This is a genomic window from Streptomyces sp. NPDC006314, assembly GCF_040613075.1.
Classification (GTDB): domain Bacteria; phylum Actinomycetota; class Actinomycetes; order Streptomycetales; family Streptomycetaceae; genus Streptomyces.
Genome location: NZ_JBEXRL010000009.1, coordinates 253,110 through 269,111, shown reverse-complemented (window position 1 = coordinate 269,111; position 16,002 = coordinate 253,110). Strand labels below are relative to the sequence as shown.

Sequence of the window (16,002 nt, the reverse complement as noted above, 5' to 3'; positions counted from 1 at the left end):
TGCCGTTACCGATTCGTGTCACTCGACTGTGGACAACTGCCCGCACGATGTCGGTCTTACGGCCATTTCGACTGCCGTTCTCGATGCCGTGCGGCGGAAATGCCTGCGCGGCGCGGGGGTGTTCGCGGCGGGCCGGCGAGCCCGGTCAGGCGGGGTCGATCTCGCGCAGCCGGCCGGTCTTGACGTCGAAGACAAAACCGCGCACGTCTTCGGTGTGCAGCAGGAACGGCGAGGTGCGCACGCGCTGCATCGACTGCCGCACGTCCTGGTCGACGTCCCGGAAGGCCTCCACGGCCCAGGCGGGGCGCTGGCCGACCTCCAGCTCCAGGTCGTGCCGGAACTCCTCGGTGATGGACTCCATCCCGCACCCGGTGTGGTGGATCAGTACGACGCTGCGGGTACCGAGCGCCCGCTGGCTGATCGTCAGCGAGCGGATCACGTCGTCGGTGACGACCCCGCCCGCGTTGCGGATGGTGTGACAGTCGCCGAGCTGCAGGCCGAGGGCCGCGTGCAGGTCGAGACGGGCGTCCATGCAGGCCACTACCGCGACGCGCAGGACGGGCCGGGCGTCCATCCCCGGGTCACTGAACGCGGCGGCGTAGCGCTCGTTGGCGTGGACGAGGCGGTCCGTGACGGCGCCGTCTCCTATGGCGCCTTCGGACCCGAGGGGAGCTGCTGCAGAAGTCGTCATACCCCAGACCGTACTGGTCATCCGCGTTCCGGTCCTGCTGTGAGAGCGGACAAAGGACGCCATCGTGGCTCGTTGTGAGCGACTCCACACGCGTGCGAATCGCCGGCGCCGCTCCGTCGGGCGACGCGCAGGCCGGTTGATTGACCGCGACACAGGGTGGACTAAAGTGACGCGAAGCGGGAGGCGCGGTTCTCCCTGCTGGTGAAACCCCCGGAGACCCCGGCACCCGTCCGGACCGTCTCCCCACGTGCGCGGCGCGTACGTACGGCTCGGCCTCCTCCCGCTCCCGGTCGGCTGACGCCTCCGGCGCCGGCAGGCCCCCCGTTCACGAGGGGCGGGGACCCGGCGGTGCGTACGGCCCGCGCCGGATCCTGAGAGGCCCCGAAAAATGAATGGGCGCGAAGCGCTTCCGCACGAGGGCGGTGGTGGGCGACGGGACGGACAGAGTCGACACGTCCCGGTGATGCTCCAGCGGTGCCTGGACCTGCTGGCACCCGCCCTGGAGCGCCCGGGAGCGGTGGTCGTCGACTGCACCCTCGGCCTCGGCGGCCACAGCGAGGCACTGCTGAGCCGGTTCCCCGAGGCGCGGCTGATCGGCCTGGACCGGGACAAGGAGGCGCTGCGCCTGTCCGGCGAGCGGCTGGAGCCGTACCGGGACCGCGCGACCCTCGTGCACGCCGTGTACGACGAGCTTCCCGAGGTGCTGCGCCGGCTCGGCATCGCGCGCGTGCAGGGCGTGCTGTTCGACCTCGGTGTCTCCTCCATGCAGCTTGACGAGGCCGGCCGCGGCTTCGCCTACGCCCAGGACGCGCCCCTGGACATGCGCATGGACCAGACGACCGGCATGAGCGCCGCCGAGGTGCTCAACACCTATCCCGCGGGCGAACTCGTGCGCATCCTGCGCGCGTACGGCGAGGAGAAGCAGGCCAAGCGGATCGTCTCCGCGATCGTCCGCGAGCGCGAGAGGGAGCCGTTCAGCAACAGCGCCCGGCTCGTGGAGCTGATCCGGGACGCCTTGCCGCAGGCCGCCAAGCGCACCGGCGGCAACCCGGCCAAGCGCACCTTCCAGGCGCTGCGCATCGAGGTCAACGGCGAGCTGTCCGTCCTGGAGCGGGCGATCCCGGCCGCCGTGAAGGCTCTCGACGTCGGCGGGCGTATCGCCGTGCTGTCGTACCACTCGCTCGAAGACCGCCTGGTCAAACACGTGTTCGCGGCCGGTGCCACGTCCACCGCGCCGCCCGGGCTGCCGGTCGTGCCCGAGCGCTACCAGCCGCGGCTCAAGCTGCTCACCCGCGGTGCCGAACTTCCCACCGAGGAAGAGGTCGCCGAGAACCGCCGGGCCGCACCGGCCCGGCTGCGCGGTGCCGAGCGCATCAGGGAGGACGCCGAGTGAGCCGGACGGGTCGGTTGGTTTCCCCAACTCGCTGGGGGAGTGGTGAGTAGGAAACCCGAACCGAAGGGGAGCGCGGCCCGGCTCGCCCGGCTCTTCCCGGCCGGCCGCGCCAAGGCGGCCCGCACTCCGTTCGTCCTGCTCGTCGTCCTGCTCCTGGGCGGCGGCCTCATCGGGCTGCTGGTGCTGAACTCGGCGCTCAGCGAAGGCTCGTTCGAACTCGCCGACCTGCAGAAGCGGACGAAGAACCTCACCGACCAGGAACAGGCCCTCCAGCGGGACATCGACGCCTACTCGTCCCCCGACGCCCTCCAGCGCCGCGCCCACGCGCTCGGCATGGTCCCCGGCGGCGACCCGGCCTTCCTCAGCCCCGACGGCACGGTCAAGGGCGTACCGGCCCCCGCGAGCCCCGAGCCCGCTTCCTTCACCGCCCCGGTCGCCCCGGAGACCACCGTTCCGGCCGCCCGCCCCTCCGCGACCTCCCCGGTCTCGCCGACGCGGTCCCCCGCCACCCCCACGCCCCTTGCCTCGGCCCCGGCTGAGACGACCACCACCCCGGCAGAGGCGGTGGCGCCGCTCTCCACCCTCCAGCCCGCCCCCGCCCCCACCCAGACCCCCGGCAGGTGACGGAAGTGTCCGACAGGGAAACGCCGCGCCGCCGCGTGCCCGGCCCCGCGAAGCCTCCCCGTCCCAGGGGCGCCGTCCGGCGGCAGCCCGGCCCCGGTGCCCGCCCGGCCCGCCGGCCGAGCGGCGCCCGGCCCATGCCCCCGCCGCCCCTCCGGCTCGGCAGCCCCCGGCCCCGGCTGCGCCTGGTCGGCCTCGCCCTGACCCTGGTGCTGCTCGCCTTCGCCGTACGGCTGCTCCAGGTCCAGGCCGTCGACGCGAGCGCCTACGCGGCACGGGCGGAGCAGAACCGCTACGTGGTGCACACCCTGGCCGCCGAGCGCGGCGGGATCACCGACCGCAACGGCGTGGCCCTCGCGATCAGCGAGGACGCGTACGACATCACGGCCGACCCGACGATGTTCAGCGCCAAGCAGCTGAAGATCGGCGACGGCCCCGAGCAGGCCGCCGCGCTGCTCGCGCCGATCCTCGGCCAGGACCAGGCCGCGCTGGTCAAGAAGCTCCGGCCGGAGAACAGGAACTCCCGCTACGCCCGGCTCGCCAACCGGCAGACCCCGCAGGTCTGGAAGCAGATCAAGGACCTCAAGACCGCGCTCGCCAAGAAGGCCGAGACGGACCACTCCACCGCCAACGTCCTCGCCGGCGTCTTCGCCGACCCCAGCAGCCAGCGCGTGTACCCCAACGGCGACCTCGCCGCCGGGATACTGGGCTGGGTCAACGCCGACGGCCGGGGCGGCGGCGGTATCGAGCAGCAGCTGGACAAGCAGCTCTCGGGCAAGGACGGCAAGGTCCGCTACGCCCAGGCCGGCGGCCGCCAGGTGCCGACGGCAGGGTCCGCGGAGACACCCGCCGTGCCCGGCTCCGACGTCGAACTCACCATCGACCGCGACATCCAGTGGGCCGCGCAGAACGCGATCACCGAGCAGGTGGGGAAGTCCAAGGCGGACCGCGGGTACGTCATCGTCCAGGACACCCGCACCGGCCAGATCCTGGCCATGGCCAACTCACCCGGCTTCGACCCGAACAACCTGGCGAAGGCCGATGGCGACGCCATGGGCAACGCGGCCCTCCAGGACGCCTACGAACCCGGCTCCACGGCGAAGGTGATGTCGATGGCGGCCGTTCTGGAGCAGAACGTGGCCACCCCCGCCACCCATGTCGTCGTACCCAACCGGCTGCACCGCGGCGACCGGCTCTTCCAGGACGACATCGACCACGCCACCTGGTATCTCACGCTCAACGGCGTGCTCGCCAAGTCCAGCAACATCGGCACCATCCTGGCCACCGGCGAACTCGGCAAGACGCAGCCCGAGGCCAACAAGGTCCTCCACTCGTACCTGCGAAGGTTCGGCATCGGCAGCTACACCGGGCTCGGCTTCCCCGGCGAGACCCGCGGCATCCTCGCGCCGCCGCAGAAGTGGTCCACCTCGCAGCAGTACACGATTCCTTTCGGCCAGGGCTTCGCCATCAACGCCATGCAGGCCGCCTCCGTGTACTCGACCATCGCCAACGGCGGCGTCCGGGTCGAGCCGACCCTGGTACGCGGTACCAAGGGCGCCGACGGACGCTTCACCCCGGCCCCGAAGCCCCGGGAGACGCGGGTCATCAGTGACAAGACCGCCAAGACCCTCGCACAGATGCTGGAGTCGGTCGTGGACGACGAGGAGGGCACCGGCATCAAGGCCCGCATCCCCGGGTACCGGGTCGCGGGTAAGACCGGCACGGCCAACCGTGTGGATCCGGCCACCGGCAGGTACCGCGGCTACACCTCGTCGTTCGCCGGCTTCGCCCCTGCGGACAACCCCCGGATCACCGTCTACTGCGCCATCCAGAACGCCACCGCCGGCAGTTACTTCGGCGGCCAGATCTGCGGCCCCATCTACAAGCAGGTGATGCAGTTCGCCCTGAAGACCCTCCAGGTCCCACCGACCGGGGCGAGGGCCGCCAACCTGCCCGTGACCTACAAGCCCTGATCAGCACCGCCCAGCACCGCGGAAAGACCACCAGGACGAACTCGTGACAACGATCACCCCGGACCCCGGGAACCACGGCGCCCCCAGCCCCTCACTTCGCTCCGGAGCGGGTGCGCCCGGTACGCTCACCGCCGTGCCACACGCTGATCAGTCCCAAACCACCCAGAAGGGCGCTTCCGTGACATATCCGGGACCGCCGCGACCGGTCCAGGTCTCCGCCACACCCCTCGCGGAACTGGCCGATCAGCTGGGTGCCGCCGCTCCGGCCGGCTCCGCCGAGGTCACGGGGATCACCCACGACTCGCGCGCCGTCCGCCCCGGCGACCTGTACGCCGCCCTGCCGGGCGCCCGCCTGCACGGCGCCGACTTCGTCACCCAGGCCGCGGGCCTCGGCGCGGTCGCCGTGCTCACCGACCCGACGGGTGCCGAGCGCGCCGCCGCGACGGGACTGCCCGTCCTGGTCGTGGACGACCCGCGCGCCCGGATGGGCGAACTGGCGGCCACGATCTACGGTCGGCCGGGCCGCGACCTGCTCCAGATCGGCATCACCGGCACGTCCGGCAAGACCACCACCGCCTACCTCGTCGAGGGCGGCCTGAAGACGGCCAGGTCCACCGGGCTGATCGGCACGGTGGAGATGCGCATCGGCGAGGAGCGCCTCAAGTCCGAGCGCACCACCCCAGAGGCCACCGACCTGCAGGCCCTGTTCGCCGTCATGCGCGAGCGGGGCGTCGAGGCGGTCGCCATGGAGGTGTCCAGCCACGCCCTGGTCCTCGGCCGGGTCGACGGCTGCGTCTTCGACATCGCCGTCTTCACCAACCTCAGCCCGGAACACATGGAGTTCCACTCCGACATGGAGGACTACTTCCGGGCCAAGGCGCAGCTGTTCACGCCGAAACGCAGCAAACTCGGCGTCGTCAACGCCGACGACGAGTACGGCCGCCGGCTGGCGAAGGAGGCGACCGTCCCGGTCGTCACCTTCTCCGCCGAGGGCCACCCCGACGCCGACTGGCGCGCCCAGGACGTCCAGGTGGGCCCCTTGGACTCGACGTTCACCGTCCTCGGCCCGAACGGCGAGCGCGTCCAGGCCAGGTCGCCGCTGGCGGGCCCGTTCAACGTGGCGAACACCCTCGCCGCCGTCGTCGCCCTCGCCGCGGCCGGTCTCGACCCGCAGGCGGCCGCCGACGGCATCGCCGCCGTCCCCGGTGTCCCCGGCCGCCTCGAGCGCGTCGACGCCGGGCAGCCCTACCTCGCGGTCGTCGACTACGCCCACAAGACCGACGCGGTCGAGTCGGTGCTCAAGGCGCTGCGCAAGGTCACCAAGGGCCGCCTGCACGTCGTCCTCGGCTGCGGCGGTGACCGCGACCAGACCAAGCGCGCCCCGATGGGGGCCGCCGCGGCCCGCCTCGCCGACACGGCCGTGCTGACCTCCGACAACCCCCGCTCCGAGGACCCCCTCGCGATCCTGGCGACCATGCTCCAGGGCGCGGCCTCCGTGCCCGCGCACGAGCGCGGCGAGGTGGTCCTCTTCGAGGACCGGGCCGCCGCGATCGCCGCCGCCGTCGGCCGTGCGCAGCCCGGTGACACCGTGCTGGTCGCGGGCAAGGGCCATGAGCAGGGCCAGGACATCGCCGGCGTGGTCCGTCCCTTCGACGACCGCCAGGTGCTTCGCGAAGCTATCCAGAAGACCCAGGGATGAACTTGTGATCGCCCTCTCCCTCGCCGAGATCGCAGCAGTCGTCGGCGGGCAGACGCACGACATACCGGATCCGTCCGTCCAGGTCACCGGCCCGGTCGTCCGGGACTCCCGCGAGGTGGTGCCCGGCAGCCTGTTCGCCGCCTTCGTCGGCGAGCGCGTGGACGGCCACGACTACGCACCCCAGGTCGTCGAGGCCGGCGCGGTCGCCGTGCTGGCCTCCCGGCCGGTCGGCGTGCCCGCCATCGTCGTCGAGGACGTCCAGACGGCCCTCGGCGCCCTCGCCCGGCACGTCGTACGACGGCTCGGCGCGACCCTCGTCGCCCTGACCGGCTCGGCCGGCAAGACCAGCACCAAGGACCTGATCGCCCAGGTGCTCCAGCACAAGGCGGCGACGGTCTTCACGCCCGGCTCGCTCAACAACGAGATCGGACTGCCGCTGACCGCCCTGTCCGCCACCGAGGAGACGAAGTTCCTCGTGCTGGAGATGGGCGCCCGCGGTATCGGGCACATCCGCTACCTCACCGGTCTGACCCCGCCGAGGATCGGCCTGGTGCTCAACGTCGGCACCGCCCACATCGGCGAGTTCGGCGGCCGCGAGCAGATCGCCCAGGCCAAGGGCGAGTTGGTGGAGGCACTGCCCTCAGCGGACGACGGCGGGGTCGCCGTCCTCAACGCCGACGACCCGCTGGTGCGGGCCATGGCCTCCCGTACCAAGGCGAAGGTGGTCCTTTTCGGAGAGTCGGCCGAAGCGGACGTACGCGCCGAGAACGTACGACTCACGGACAGCGGGCGACCCGCCTTCAGGCTTCACACACCCTCCGGTGCAAGCGATGTGACCATGCGCCTGTACGGTGAGCACCACGTGTCGAACGCGCTCGCCGCGGCCGCCGTCGCCCATGAGCTGGGCATGTCCGCGGAAGAGATCGCCACCGCACTCTCCGAGGCGGGCTCCCTCTCCCGCTGGCGCATGGAGGTCACCGAGCGCCCGGACGGCGTGACCATCGTCAACGACGCCTACAACGCCAACCCCGAGTCCATGCGGGCCGCCCTCAGGGCGCTCGCGGCCATGGGCAAGGGGCGCCGCACGTGGGCGGTGCTCGGCAAGATGGCCGAGCTGGGGGACGAGGCGCTCGCCGAGCACGACGCCGTCGGACGGCTCGCCGTCCGGCTCAACGTCAGCAAGCTCGTCGCCGTCGGGGGGATTGAGGCCTCCTGGCTGCAACTGGGCGCATATAACGAGGGTTCGTGGGGTGAGGAGTCGGTGCACGTGTCCGACGCACAGGCGGCGATCGACCTGTTGCGCAGCGAGTTGCGCCCGGGGGACGTCGTACTCGTGAAGGCGTCCCGTTCGGTGGGGCTGGAGGGCGTTGCCCAGGCGCTCGTCGAGCCCGGTGCCGAGGGCGGGGTCGATGCCCGATGATGAACCAGATCCTGTACTCGGGAGTCATCGGTCTCTTCCTGACGCTGGTCGGCACCCCGCTGCTGATCAAGCTCCTCGCGCGCAAGGGCTACGGCCAGTACATCCGTGACGACGGCCCGCGCGAGCACGCCAGCAAGCGCGGTACGCCGACCATGGGCGGTATCGCCTTCATCCTGGCCACGATCGCCGCCTACTTCCTCAGCAAGGTGATCACCGGCAAGCCGCCGACCTACTCCGGCCTGCTGGTCCTCGGCCTGATGTTCGGCATGGGCCTGGTCGGCTTCCTCGACGACTACATCAAGATCGTCAAGAGGCGTTCGCTGGGCCTGCGGGCCAAGGCGAAGATGGCCGGCCAGCTGATCGTCGGCATCGCCTTCGCGGTGCTGTCGCTGATGTTCTCCGACTCGCGCGGCAACACCCCGGCTTCCACGAAGCTGTCGTTCATCACCGACTTCGGCTGGTCGATCGGCCCGGTGCTGTTCGTCGTCTGGGCGCTGTTCATGATCCTCGCGATGTCGAACGGCGTGAACCTGACCGACGGTCTGGACGGCCTCGCCACCGGCGCCTCCGTCCTCGTCTTCGGCGCCTACACGTTCATCGGCGTCTGGCAGTTCCAGGAGTCCTGCGCCAACGCGCAGACCCTGACCAACCCGGGCGCCTGCTACGAGGTGCGCGACCCGCTCGACCTGGCCGTGGTCGCCTCCGCGCTGATGGGTGCCTGCCTGGGCTTCCTGTGGTGGAACACCTCGCCGGCGAAGATCTTCATGGGCGACACCGGCTCGCTCGCCCTCGGCGGTGTCCTCACGGGCCTGGCCATCCTCTCCCGCACGGAGCTGCTGGTGGCCATCATGGGCGGCCTCTTCGTCCTCATCACCATGTCGGTCGTCATCCAGGTCGGCTCGTTCCGGCTCACCGGCAAGCGCGTCTTCCGGATGGCACCCCTCCAGCACCACTTCGAACTCAAGGGCTGGTCCGAGGTCCTGGTGGTGGTCCGATTCTGGATCATCCAGGGCATCTGTGTGATCGTCGGACTGGGCCTCTTCTACGCGGGATGGGCAGCGGACAAGTGACCTCCTCGGTGCCAGCGGACTTCCAGGGCAAGCACGTCACGGTCGCCGGGCTCGGCGTCTCCGGCGTCCCGGCGGCCAAGGTGCTGCACGCGCGCGGGGCGATCGTCACGGTCGTCAACGACGGCGACGACGCACGCGCGCGTGAGCAGGCCGCGGAGCTGGAGGCGCTCGGCATCACCGTGCGCCTCGGCGACGGGGCGACCCTGCCCGAGGGCACCGAGCTGATCGTCACCGCGCCCGGCTGGAAGCCGGACAAGCCGCTGTTCCTCGCGGCCGGGAAAGCGGGCGTGCCGGTCTGGGGCGACGTGGAGCTGGCCTGGCGCCTGCGGGGGCCGGACGCGGCCCCCTGGCTGGCCGTGACGGGCACCAACGGCAAGACCACGACCGTCCAGATGCTGGCCTCGATCCTGACGGCGGCGGGCCTGCGCACGGCCGCCGTCGGCAACATCGGCGTCTCCCTGCTGGACGCGGTCCTCGGCGAGGAGCGGTACGACGTGCTCGCCGTGGAGCTGTCCAGCTACCAGCTCCACTGGGCGCCCTCCCTGCGCGCCCACTCCGCGGTGGTGCTGAACCTCGCCCCGGACCACCTCGACTGGCACGGCTCCATGGAGGCCTACGTCGCCGACAAGGGCCGTATCTACGAAGGCAATCGGGTCGCCTGCGTGTACAACGTGGCCGACAAGCTCACCGAGGAACTGGTGCGCGAGGCCGACGTCCAGGAGGGCTGCCGCGCCATCGGGTTCACCCTCGGCACGCCCGCGCCCTCCCAACTCGGGGTCGTGGAGGGCATCCTGGTCGACCGCGCCTTCGTGGAGAACCGGCACAAGAACGCGCAGGAGCTGGCCGAGGTCGCCGACGTCAACCCGCCGGCCCCGCACAACATCGCCAACGCCCTTGCCGCGGCGGCCCTGGCGCGCGCCTTCGGGGTGCCCGCCACGGCCGTGCGTGACGGCCTCAGGGCCTTCCGTCCCGACGCGCATCGCATCGCGCACGTCGCCGACATCGACGGGGTCGCGTACATCGACGACTCCAAGGCGACCAACACCCATGCCGCGGAAGCCTCTTTGGCGGCATATGAACCGATTGTATGGATTGCGGGCGGTCTGGCGAAGGGCGCGACCTTCGACGAGCTGGTCACCAAGTCGGCAAAGCGACTTCGCGGTGCCGTCCTGATCGGCGCCGACCGGGCGCTGATCCGCGACGCCCTCGCGCGACACGCCCCGGAGGTACCCGTGGTCGACCTCGACCGGACCGACACTGGGGCGATGCTCCAGGCGGTGACGGAGGCGAAGCGGCTGGCTCGGCCCGGCGACACGGTGCTGCTGGCTCCGGCCTGCGCCTCCATGGACATGTTCACCAACTACAACCAGCGCGGTGACGCGTTCGCGGCGGCGGTCCGCGAACTCGGAGCGGGCGCCTGACGGCGGGTCCCGGCCACATGGGGTGCTTCGGGACCCTTGGAGGAAACGGGGTGACTCGGATGTGGCTGAGGCCGGAAGGAGCCGGTGATGTCCGGTAGCCGTACAGGTCGTCCTCCGGTCCAGCGGGCCGCCAGGCGGCCCCCTGCCCCACGTCTCCCGCGTGAGAACCCCGTCCAACGGCTCTACACGCGCGCACGGAAGGCCTGGGACCGGCCGCTGACCGCCTACTACCTGATCGTCGGCGGCAGCGTGCTGATCACCGTGCTGGGCCTGGTGATGGTCTACTCGGCCTCCCAGATCACCGCGCTGCAGCTGTCGCTGCCCGGGTCGTACTTCTTCCGCAAGCAGTTCCTCGCCGCGCTCATCGGCGGCGCACTGCTGTTCGTCGCCTCCCGCATGCCGGCGAAGCTGCACCGGGCGCTGGCCTACCCGATCCTCGCCGGCGCGGTCTTCCTGATGGTCCTGGTGCAGGTGCCGGGGATAGGGATGGCGGTCAACGGCAACCAGAACTGGATCTCCCTCGGCGGCTCCTTCCAGATCCAGCCCAGTGAGTTCGGCAAGCTCGCCCTGGTGCTGTGGGGCGCGGACCTGATCGCCCGCAAGCAGGAGAAGAAGCTGCTGACCCAGTGGAAGCACATGCTGGTCCCGCTGGTGCCGGTCACCTTCATGCTGCTCGGGCTGATCATGCTCGGCGGCGACATGGGCACCGCGATCATTCTCACAGCGATCCTGTTCGGCCTGCTGTGGCTCGCGGGGGCGCCGACCCGGCTGTTCGCCGGGGTGCTGTCGGTCGCCGGTCTGATCGGTATGGTCCTCATCAAGACCAGCCCCAACCGGATGGCCCGGCTCGCCTGCATCGGCGCCACCGAGCCCAAGTCCGGGGTCGCCGACTGCTGGCAGGCCGTGCACGGCATCTACGCCCTGGCCTCCGGCGGACTCTTCGGCTCCGGCCTCGGCGCGAGTGTGGAAAAATGGGGCCAACTCCCGGAAGCCCACACCGACTTCATCTTCGCCGTCACCGGTGAGGAACTGGGCCTGGCGGGGACACTGTCGGTGCTCGCCCTGTTCGCGGCTCTAGGCTATGCGGGTATCCGCGTGGCCGGACGCACGGAGGAGCCCTTCGTGAGGTACGCCGCGGGAGGCGTGACCACCTGGATCACCGCCCAGGCGGTGATCAACATCGGTGCGGTGCTCGGCCTGCTGCCGATCGCCGGCGTCCCGCTCCCGCTGTTCTCCTACGGAGGGTCCGCCCTGCTGCCGACCATGTTCGCCATCGGGCTGCTGATCGCCTTCGCACGCGACGAGCCCGCTGCGCGGGCGGCGCTTGCGATGCGGCAACCTCGCTTTGGTAGAAAGCGGGCGGGAGGCTCCGGTGCCGAGCGGGGGCCTCGGAGATGGAACACGATGCGACGGCGTGCCTCGGTGGCGCGTTCGTCCGGAGAGCGGTGAATTTCGGTGCATGTCGTACTCGCCGGCGGGGGAACCGCGGGCCACATCGAGCCCGCGCTCGCCCTCGCGGACGCCCTGCGCAGGCAGGACCCGACCGTGGGGATCACGGCCCTGGGCACGGAGCGCGGTCTGGAGACCCGGCTCGTCCCGGAGCGCGGTTACGAGCTGGCGCTCATCCCGGCGGTGCCGCTGCCGCGCAAGCCCACCCCCGAGCTGATCACCGTCCCGGGACGGCTGCGCGGCACCATCAAGGCCGCCGAGCAGATCCTGGAGCGCACCAAGGCGGACGTCGTGGTCGGCTTCGGCGGTTACGTCGCCCTGCCCGGCTACCTGGCCGCCAAGCGCCTCGGCGTGCCCATCGTGATCCACGAGGCCAACGCCCGTCCCGGCCTGGCCAACAAGATCGGCTCGCGGTACGCGGCCCGGGTCGCCGTCTCCACCCCGGACAGCAAGCTGCGCGACGCCCGCTACATCGGCATCCCGCTGCGCCGCTCCATCGCCACCCTGGACCGGGCGGCGGTGCGCCCCGAGGCCCGCGCCGCCTTCGGGCTCGACCCCAATCTGCCCACGCTGCTGGTCACCGGCGGCTCCCAGGGCGCCCGCCGCCTCAACGAGGTGATCCAGCAGGTCGCCCCGTGGCTGCAGCAGGCCGGCATCCAGATCCTGCACGCGGTCGGCCCGAAGAACGAACTGCCGCAGGTGCATCAGATGCCGGGAATGCCTCCCTATATCCCGGTAAGTTACCTGGACCGGATGGACCTCGCGTACGCCGCGGCCGACATGATGCTCTGCCGCGCGGGCGCGATGACCGTCGCCGAACTCTCCGCCGTCGGGCTTCCGGCCGCCTATGTCCCGCTGCCGATCGGCAACGGCGAACAGCGGCTGAACGCCCAGCCGGTGGTCAAGGCCGGTGGTGGGCTCCTCGTCGACGACGCGGAACTGACGCCCGAGTGGGTGCAGCAGAACGTCCTGCCCGTGCTCGCCGACCCGCACCGGCTGTACGAGATGTCCCGCGCGGCAAGCGAGTTCGGGCGCCGGGACGCCGACAAGCTGCTCGTCGGCATGGTGTACGAGGCGATCGCCTCGCGCCGTCACCAGTAACGCATCGGCGAGTGAACCGAAGGGACGCGCCGGTGCCGAGAGGTCATGGGGGGCCCGTGCGGAGGCCCGGAAGGGCTGAGCGCGGTCGGACTCTCGACACCGGCTGAGGCGTCCCGGAGGGGAACCGAGCCAGGAAAAGGAGCGAACGTGGCCGGACCGACGACCGCCGAGCGCGGTGAACGCCAGCAGGAGTCGTCCGGCCCGCCGCTCGTCCGCAGGCTCAGAGGAGCGCGCCTTCGTGTGATTGTCATCCTGGCCATGGCCGCCGTGCTTCTCGCGGCCGGTGGCACTTGGGTGTTGTACGGCTCGAACTGGCTGCGTGTCGAGCATGTCTCGGTGTCGGGCACGCTCGTGCTCACCCCCGCGCAGGTGCGCGAGGCGTCGGCCGCGCCCGTCGGGGCGCCGATGATTTCCGTCGACACGGAGGCCATCGAAGCCCGACTTCGCCGGAAATTGCCCCGAATTGACACTGTTGACGTGGTCCGTTCCTGGCCCCATGGAATCGGCCTGAAAGTGAGTGAGCGCACTCCGGTTCTGCTTCTCCGAAAGGGCGGGGACTTCGTCGAAGTCGACGACGAAGGTGTCCGTTTCGCTACGGTTTCAAAGGCGCCGAAAGGTGTCCCGATGCTGGATTTGTCCGTCTCTCGCACGGGTTCGGGCGCGGCCGGCTTCCGGCGCTTCGGCGCCGAACGGCTGGTGCGCGAGGCCGTCCGGGTCGCCGGGGCCCTGCCGGCCGCCGTGGCGCGGGACACCCGGACCGTCCAAGTCCGCTCCTACGACGACATCTCGCTGGAGCTGGGCGCCGGCCGGACGGTCGCATGGGGGAGCGGCGAGAACGGCCGCGCCAAGGCACGGACCCTCGCAGCTCTCATGAAAGCAGCTCCCGGCGCGCGGCACTTCGACGTCAGCGTTCCCACCGCCCCTGCGTCATCGGGGAGTTGACGCACATCAGCGCAGGCCAGCACCCTGGTTGGGCACTGCTATGGCTGATCACATAGGGTGAAAAGAAAAACGGGAGGTTCGGCGTGTTCGTTGAACGGGCGCCACTTGTCGACTTAGTGTCCTGTTCAGAAGAGTCCAGGGAACAGACACACTGGTAACCCTAAACTTCAGGGTTAGGGTTCGGGTCGGCGCTACGGACCGTCCCATTCGGCATCCGTCGTCCCGGCGCGGGAAACCGCACGGTGACGACAACGTAATTCGAGGCGAGAGGCCTTCGACGTGGCAGCACCGCAGAACTACCTCGCAGTCATCAAGGTCATCGGTGTCGGCGGCGGTGGTGTCAATGCCATCAACCGGATGATCGAGGTCGGTCTCAAGGGCGTCGAGTTCATCGCCATCAACACCGACGCGCAGGCGCTGTTGATGAGCGACGCCGACGTCAAGCTCGACGTCGGCCGCGAACTCACCCGCGGACTCGGCGCCGGAGCCAACCCGGCCGTCGGCCGCAAGGCCGCCGAGGACCACCGCGAGGAGATCGAGGAGGTCCTCAAGGGGGCCGACATGGTCTTCGTGACGGCCGGTGAAGGCGGCGGCACCGGCACCGGCGGCGCGCCCGTCGTGGCCAACATCGCGCGCTCTCTGGGCGCCCTGACCATCGGCGTGGTCACGCGCCCGTTCACCTTCGAGGGACGGCGCCGCGCGAACCAGGCCGAGGACGGTATCGCCGAGCTCCGCGAAGAGGTCGACACCCTCATCGTCATCCCCAACGACCGGCTGCTGTCCATCTCGGACCGCCAGGTCTCGGTCCTGGACGCCTTCAAGTCCGCCGACCAGGTCCTGCTCTCCGGTGTCCAGGGCATCACCGACCTCATCACCACCCCCGGCCTGATCAACCTCGACTTCGCCGACGTCAAGTCGGTCATGTCCGAGGCCGGCTCGGCCCTGATGGGCATCGGCTCGGCCCGCGGCGACGACCGCGCGGTGGCCGCGGCCGAGATGGCGATCTCCTCGCCGCTGCTGGAGGCGTCCATCGACGGGGCGCGCGGCGTCCTCCTCTCCATCTCCGGCGGCTCCGACCTCGGCCTGTTCGAGATCAACGAGGCCGCCCAGCTGGTCAGCGAGGCCGCCCACCCCGAGGCCAACATCATCTTCGGTGCCGTCATCGACGACGCCCTCGGCGACGAGGTCCGGGTCACCGTGATCGCGGCCGGCTTCGACGGCGGCCAGCCGCCGGCCCGCCGGGACAACGTCCTCGGCTCCTCCTCCGCCTCCACTTCGGCCCCGGCCCGCCGCGAGGAGCCGGCCCCGGCACGGCCGGCCGAGCCCAGCCGCCCGTCCTTCGGCTCGCTCGGCAGCGTGAAGCCGAAGGAGGAGCCGGAGCCGGCACCCGAGCCGGTGGCCGAGATCCCGGCCACCCCGCCGGTCACGCCGGCCCCCCGGACCTACTCGGACAGCGCGGCCGAGGAACTGGACGTCCCGGACTTCCTCAAGTGATAGGACGGCGCGAGAGCGTGAGCGGCGCGCACTTCGCCTTCACCGACCGGTGGGGCGGGGTGAGCGCCGCTCCGTATGAGGAGCTCAACCTCGGGGGAGCGGTCGGCGACGCGCCCGAGGCGGTGCGGGGCAACCGGGAGCTGGCGGCGAAGTCGCTGGGCCTGGATGCCGGCCGGGTCGTCTGGATGAACCAGGTGCACGGCGCCGACGTGGCCGTGGTCGACGAACCGTGGGGCGAGCGTCCCGTACCGGAGGTCGACGCGATCGTCACCGCCCGCCGCGGACTCGCCCTCGCCGTCCTCACCGCGGACTGCGTTCCGGTCCTGCTGGCCGACCCCGTCGCCGGGGTCGCCGCGGCGGCCCACGCGGGCCGGCCCGGCATGGTCAAGGGGATCGTCCCCGCCGCCGTACGGGCCATGGTCGAACTCGGCGCCGAACCGGAGCGGATCGTCGCCCGCACCGGACCGGCCGTGTGCGGCCGTTGCTACGAGGTGCCGGAGCAGATGCGCGCCGAGGTGGCCGCAGTCGAGCCGGCGGCGCACGCCGAAACGGGCTGGGGCACGCCGGCGGTCGACGTGAGCGCCGGCGTGCACGCGCAGCTCGACCGGCTCGGGGTGTGCGACCGGGCGCAGTCGCCGGTGTGCACGCTGGAGTCGGACGACCACTTCTCCTACCGCCGCGACCGCACCACCGGGCGGCTCGCGAGCTATGTCTGGCTGGACTGATGG

General features: G+C 71.1%; 13 protein-coding genes. 12 read left to right on the top strand and 1 reads right to left on the bottom strand.

What is annotated here, in order from left to right:
- Positions 1-145: 145 nt before the first annotated feature.
- Complete coding sequence (locus tag ABZ079_RS19175) at positions 146-691, bottom strand: carbonic anhydrase (RefSeq protein ID WP_356940605.1); 546 nt, start codon at positions 689-691, stop codon at positions 146-148.
- Between the two features lie 388 nt (positions 692-1,079).
- Here ABZ079_RS19175 and rsmH point away from each other — a divergent pair, with 388 nt between their 5' ends.
- The 12 genes from rsmH (at position 1,080) to pgeF (ending at position 15,999) form a co-directional block, all read left to right on the top strand.
- A complete protein-coding gene (gene rsmH, locus ABZ079_RS19170; protein ID WP_356940604.1) occupies positions 1,080-2,084 on the top strand; it encodes a 16S rRNA (cytosine(1402)-N(4))-methyltransferase RsmH in 1,005 nt (334 codons plus the stop codon).
- A 42-nt stretch (positions 2,085-2,126) separates the two neighbouring features.
- Positions 2,127-2,708 carry a septum formation initiator family protein gene (locus ABZ079_RS19165; RefSeq protein ID WP_356940603.1) on the top strand — a complete coding sequence of 194 codons (582 nt, stop codon included), beginning with the start codon at positions 2,127-2,129 and terminating at the stop codon, positions 2,706-2,708.
- 5 nt (positions 2,709-2,713) lie between these two features.
- Positions 2,714-4,678 carry a penicillin-binding protein 2 gene (locus tag ABZ079_RS19160; RefSeq protein WP_356940602.1) on the top strand — a complete coding sequence of 655 codons (1,965 nt, stop codon included), beginning with the start codon at positions 2,714-2,716 and terminating at the stop codon, positions 4,676-4,678.
- A gap of 178 nt (positions 4,679-4,856) precedes the next feature.
- Positions 4,857-6,377 (top strand): UDP-N-acetylmuramoyl-L-alanyl-D-glutamate--2,6-diaminopimelate ligase, encoded by a 1,521-nt coding sequence (locus ABZ079_RS19155; protein WP_356940601.1) that lies wholly within the window; start codon positions 4,857-4,859, stop codon positions 6,375-6,377.
- A gap of 4 nt (positions 6,378-6,381) precedes the next feature.
- The gene (gene murF, locus ABZ079_RS19150; RefSeq protein ID WP_356940600.1) at positions 6,382-7,797 is read left to right on the top strand and encodes a UDP-N-acetylmuramoyl-tripeptide--D-alanyl-D-alanine ligase; all 1,416 of its coding nucleotides are present in this window, start codon (positions 6,382-6,384) and stop codon (positions 7,795-7,797) included.
- On the top strand, positions 7,794-8,867 hold the full coding sequence (gene mraY, locus ABZ079_RS19145; protein ID WP_356940599.1) for a phospho-N-acetylmuramoyl-pentapeptide-transferase: 1,074 nt from the start codon (positions 7,794-7,796) through the stop codon (positions 8,865-8,867). Before murF ends, mraY begins: the two co-directional genes overlap by 4 nt.
- Complete coding sequence (gene murD, locus ABZ079_RS19140) at positions 8,849-10,288, top strand: UDP-N-acetylmuramoyl-L-alanine--D-glutamate ligase (RefSeq protein ID WP_356940598.1); 1,440 nt, start codon at positions 8,849-8,851, stop codon at positions 10,286-10,288. The genes mraY and murD overlap by 19 nt, the downstream gene beginning before the upstream one ends.
- Positions 10,289-10,375: 87 nt before the next feature.
- Positions 10,376-11,737 carry a putative lipid II flippase FtsW gene (ftsW, locus tag ABZ079_RS19135; RefSeq protein ID WP_356940597.1) on the top strand — a complete coding sequence of 454 codons (1,362 nt, stop codon included), beginning with the start codon at positions 10,376-10,378 and terminating at the stop codon, positions 11,735-11,737.
- Positions 11,738-11,743: 6 nt separating this feature from the next.
- Complete coding sequence (murG, locus tag ABZ079_RS19130) at positions 11,744-12,838, top strand: undecaprenyldiphospho-muramoylpentapeptide beta-N-acetylglucosaminyltransferase (RefSeq protein ID WP_356940596.1); 1,095 nt, start codon at positions 11,744-11,746, stop codon at positions 12,836-12,838.
- Positions 12,839-12,985: 147 nt separating this feature from the next.
- The gene (locus tag ABZ079_RS19125; protein WP_356940595.1) at positions 12,986-13,780 is read left to right on the top strand and encodes an FtsQ-type POTRA domain-containing protein; all 795 of its coding nucleotides are present in this window, start codon (positions 12,986-12,988) and stop codon (positions 13,778-13,780) included.
- A gap of 279 nt (positions 13,781-14,059) precedes the next feature.
- Positions 14,060-15,274, top strand: a complete 1,215-nt coding sequence (gene ftsZ, locus ABZ079_RS19120) for a cell division protein FtsZ (RefSeq protein WP_356940594.1) — start codon at positions 14,060-14,062, stop codon at positions 15,272-15,274.
- The gene (gene pgeF / locus ABZ079_RS19115) at positions 15,271-15,999 is read left to right on the top strand and encodes a peptidoglycan editing factor PgeF (protein ID WP_356940593.1); all 729 of its coding nucleotides are present in this window, start codon (positions 15,271-15,273) and stop codon (positions 15,997-15,999) included. The genes ftsZ and pgeF overlap by 4 nt, the downstream gene beginning before the upstream one ends.
- Positions 16,000-16,002 lie beyond the last annotated feature (3 nt).

What these genes read in the sequence shown, in the direction of transcription:
- ABZ079_RS19175 (WP_356940605.1), bottom strand. Translation starts at nt 691, where the DNA reads ATGACGACTTCTGCAGCAGCTCCCCTCGGGTCCGAAGGCGCCATAGGA.
- murD (WP_356940598.1), top strand. Translation starts at nt 8,849, where the DNA reads ATGGGCAGCGGACAAGTGACCTCCTCGGTGCCAGCGGACTTCCAGGGC.
- mraY (WP_356940599.1), top strand. Translation starts at nt 7,794, where the DNA reads ATGATGAACCAGATCCTGTACTCGGGAGTCATCGGTCTCTTCCTGACG.
- rsmH (WP_356940604.1), top strand. Translation starts at nt 1,080, where the DNA reads ATGAATGGGCGCGAAGCGCTTCCGCACGAGGGCGGTGGTGGGCGACGG.
- ftsW (WP_356940597.1), top strand. Translation starts at nt 10,376, where the DNA reads ATGTCCGGTAGCCGTACAGGTCGTCCTCCGGTCCAGCGGGCCGCCAGG.